Origin of the sequence: Pontibacterium sp., from assembly GCF_041587635.1 — a bacterium.
GTDB lineage: Bacteria > Pseudomonadota > Gammaproteobacteria > Pseudomonadales > Balneatricaceae > Pontibacterium.
In genome coordinates, this window is the sequence record NZ_JBFGYC010000432.1 from 1 (window position 1) to 3,517 (window position 3,517).

General features: G+C 50.1%; 4 protein-coding genes. All 4 read right to left on the reverse strand.

From position 1 onward, the window contains the following. The coding region (locus ABYW01_RS16915) for a DUF4892 domain-containing protein (RefSeq protein ID WP_372834967.1) at positions 1-806 on the reverse strand (806 nt) is incomplete at its 3' end. Positions 807-853: 47 nt separating this feature from the next. Then, positions 854-1,708 carry an alpha/beta fold hydrolase gene (locus tag ABYW01_RS16920; protein ID WP_372834970.1) on the reverse strand — a complete coding sequence of 285 codons (855 nt, stop codon included), beginning with the start codon at positions 1,706-1,708 and terminating at the stop codon, positions 854-856. A 124-nt stretch (positions 1,709-1,832) separates the two neighbouring features. Then, a complete protein-coding gene (gene sixA, locus ABYW01_RS16925; protein WP_372834973.1) occupies positions 1,833-2,276 on the reverse strand; it encodes a phosphohistidine phosphatase SixA in 444 nt (147 codons plus the stop codon). Then, positions 2,273-3,301, reverse strand: coding sequence for an NAD(P)H-dependent glycerol-3-phosphate dehydrogenase (locus ABYW01_RS16930; protein WP_372834975.1), 1,029 nt, complete (start codon positions 3,299-3,301; stop codon positions 2,273-2,275). The genes sixA and ABYW01_RS16930 overlap by 4 nt, the downstream gene beginning before the upstream one ends. Positions 3,302-3,517: the final 216 nt, after the last annotated feature.

A 3,517-nucleotide genomic window follows, 5' to 3' on the forward strand; every position in this document is an offset into this window, starting at 1 on the left:
CCCGCTTCACCTGCTTTCATCATGAGTGGAGCTAGCGGCCCAACACCAAATATCCGGATACGATCTGCATCCACCTGCTGTTGTAGCACTTGCTTTACCTGTCTCGCCTGACCTTCGGAACGCTCGATGATGTCATCCACGTCGCCGTCCTTCCGATCAAAGCCAACCAGCCAGATCTTTAGTTGCGGGTTTTGCTCCAGATAATCGAATAGAGACTGGGGCAGCTCCCCATTGGGAGGCACCTGAGCATAACCTTGCCCAATAAGGGCCTCTGTGAGGTCTCTCTGCTGCCCTTCGAGCACTTCAAGATGAGCATAAACCCGCTTATTGCCTCGAATGACAGTATAGATGACGAAATAGCTCTGCCCCAACTGAGCAACGAGGTAATGCTGCGTTGGATCTACACCATAAAGCTTAGAGTAACGAAATATAGAATTGGCCCAGTAGTTACTACTACCGCAGTGTCGCCCCTGACATTCAAACAGGACCTCCGCCCCTTTAGCCATGAGCTGACCTCTAAGATACTTAAAAGGCTCCGACGATGTGTGACCATCAGGGATACGATAAGTGATACGCGTCAGATCTCCCGCCACACGCAACTCACGCTCAGTGCGCACCACACCATCAACTTTTTGCAGCCCCCCAAGAATGAGGCGATATTCTGGTATTTTGCTTTGCCGATAATTAACGATATAGGACCGTGGAAAACGCTCAACTGACGGGTCATCCGACGATCCTCTTCGATCAGTTTGAGCCTGAACAGATGAAATCAGTAGTACAGCCAGAAATGGCAGCCAACGTAACATCGAAACCTCCATGCATAACAACACCCTGTTAGACCGCAGGGGTCAGGTCATTTATCCACACACCAACCTTTCACAAGATCCGCAATCAACTGCGCCGCTTCGGGCTCAAGGTGTAGATGATGATTACCTGGAAAACGGTGTATTTTTAGCGACCGGATACAAGCAACACGCTCATCCAATCGATCCAGATCCAAGCCAGCTTCACCAAGCACTAAATCAACGTCTGCACTGATACTACGCAAAAACGCCTGAACCTGATCTTCCGTCATGCGCAGTATAGATGGCAAAACCAAACTTGGGTCGTTACGCCAGTAAACACCATCTTCACCGCGTACAGCACCGCGACTGACCAACCAGCGCGATGCCTGCTCGCTCACAGGAAAACGCCCATTGACCCGAGCAGTGACAGCCTCATCGAGTGATGCGTAAGGCTTGAGTCGTCGGTTCCGCATTTTGCTGCGCTTGTTTAACGCCTCAGCCATAAGTTCCGGCAACTTATCCGCCTCATACACCAACGGCGCAATACCCTCTATCAGGCAGAGCTTTTCAACCCGCTCTGGAAATGCACCCGCTAACAAACTGGCAATACTGGCCCCCATTGAATGCCCGATGAGGTTAAGCTTATCCAACCCCAACTCATCTGCGATCGCGATCACATCCGCCACGTTATCCCAAATGTAATACGGCATAGAGGCAGGTCGATGATCAGAAAAACCATGCCCCATCAAATCCAGCGCAATAAACCGCACACCTTCGAGCAACGGCCCCATACGGTTATAGGTTGCCGCATTATCAAGCCACCCGTGCAAAGCAAGTACGACCGGTGCATCCGGATCACCACTTGCTAATCCGGCAATGACATGACCGTTCACCTCAAAGCGAAGTTCTTCAGAATATGACACGCAAAATCCCTGCAATTAACTGATTTGAAAAGCATAACGCAAAAACAGGGGAACGTCAGAGAGAGAAAAATAAAAATTCGGTTCGGGAAGGATATAACACCAAGTATCAGAAAAAACCCTTAGATCAGGATTTCCAGCGCAGCGTTCCCAGACCCATTGCAGGCAATTCCGCTTCAACACACGCCAGCGTACCGGTATCAAAAGGCTCAATACCGGTACCACAAAAGCCCCCGACCAACTGGCTGACCAGTGGATTATGCGTGACAATCAGTATCGTCCTATCTGAAAAAGATTCCAGCATATCCAGCGCCTGATGAGGATCGCAATCAGGTGTCCAGCGCGCATCCTCGGAGAGCGATTTAACCGCCAAAACATCAGCAGCGAGCCGGGCCGTCTGAACTGCACGCAAATAGGGACTGTGCAGAATATGTTCAACATCCTGCATGCGCTCAACATTCGCCCGAAGCGTAGCCTGCAAACGAACAATACCGTTGTCTGTTAACGGGCGATCCGCGTCACTTGAGGCATTCCATGAGGCTTCCCCATGACGCATGAAGTAGACTTTCACACCGCATCCCTGGGCAATACAAATTCCACATCGGTACTTTGCTCATTCAGCATCAGTGTTTTTACAACTTCAGCAACGGGAGCATGATTGAATACCACTTCGTACAAACCCCATACCAGCGGCATATACACGTCCATCTCCTGCGCTTTAGTCTTCACCTGCTTTAAGGTATTCACACCTTCAGCAACCTGACCTAAAGACTCAACCGCCTCATCCAGTGTTTTGCCCTCACCAAGGGCATATCCAACGCGATAATTCCGGCTCAGTGGCGACATACAGGTTACGATAAGATCTCCTACCCCCGCCAAGCCGATAAAGGTCATAGGATTGGCACCCATACAGACTGCAAATCGACTCATCTCTGCCAGGCTGCGGGTCATCAGCATACTTTTGGTGTTCTCGCCCATTCCCATTGCTGCACTGAGACCCGCCGCAATAGCGTAGATATTTTTGAGCGTTCCGCCTAACTCCACACCGTAAGTGTCGTCGCTGGCATACACACGAAAATACGCGCTATGCAGTACTTTCTGCGCAAGCTCACGCAATTCATTATCATCACTGGCGATCACTGTAGCGGTTAGCTGCCGCTGAGCAACTTCTTTCGCCAGATTAGGACCACTCAAGACGCCAATGCGGCCTTTCGGTAGCTCATCGCGAAGAATTTCGCTCATTAAACTAAAGGTTTCCGCTTCAATACCTTTCGTGGTGCTGACTAACATTTGAGATGGCGTCAACCATTCTCGCGCCTGTTTGACGACCGATCGGAACGAGTGGCTTGGGATAGAAACAAAAATAAGCTGTGCGCCGGTCACCGCTTCCTGCATATCCGTCGTTGGCAGCAGGCCTTCTGCCAACTTATAACCCGGGAGATAACGCGTATTTTCACGACCCGTTGCGATCTCATCAACACGTTTCTGATCGCGCATCCAATGGCTTACCTGGATTCCATTCTCCGCGACCATATTCGCGATAATGGTACCAAAACTACCACCACCCAATACCGCGACTTTTGTTACTTCAGACATTCATCGACCTCTTGAACTCGATCCATTGTTTCCTGCCTCACGACACGCCTTTGACCAGAGACCGGAATGTTTGTACCTATTTTATCCCTGAACACAGATAACAAAAAGGCAGTACCGCAGATTCACTGACTGCCGGCACTGCCTTTTTATTTAACACACTCAAATACACGGGTCTCTAGGACCATCCGATACTATATGTAGTTATGGACGGTCATC

Coding starts and splice junctions, on each gene's coding strand:
- ABYW01_RS16930 (WP_372834975.1), bottom strand. CDS start 3,301: ATGTCTGAAGTAACAAAAGTCGCGGTATTGGGTGGTGGTAGTTTTGGT.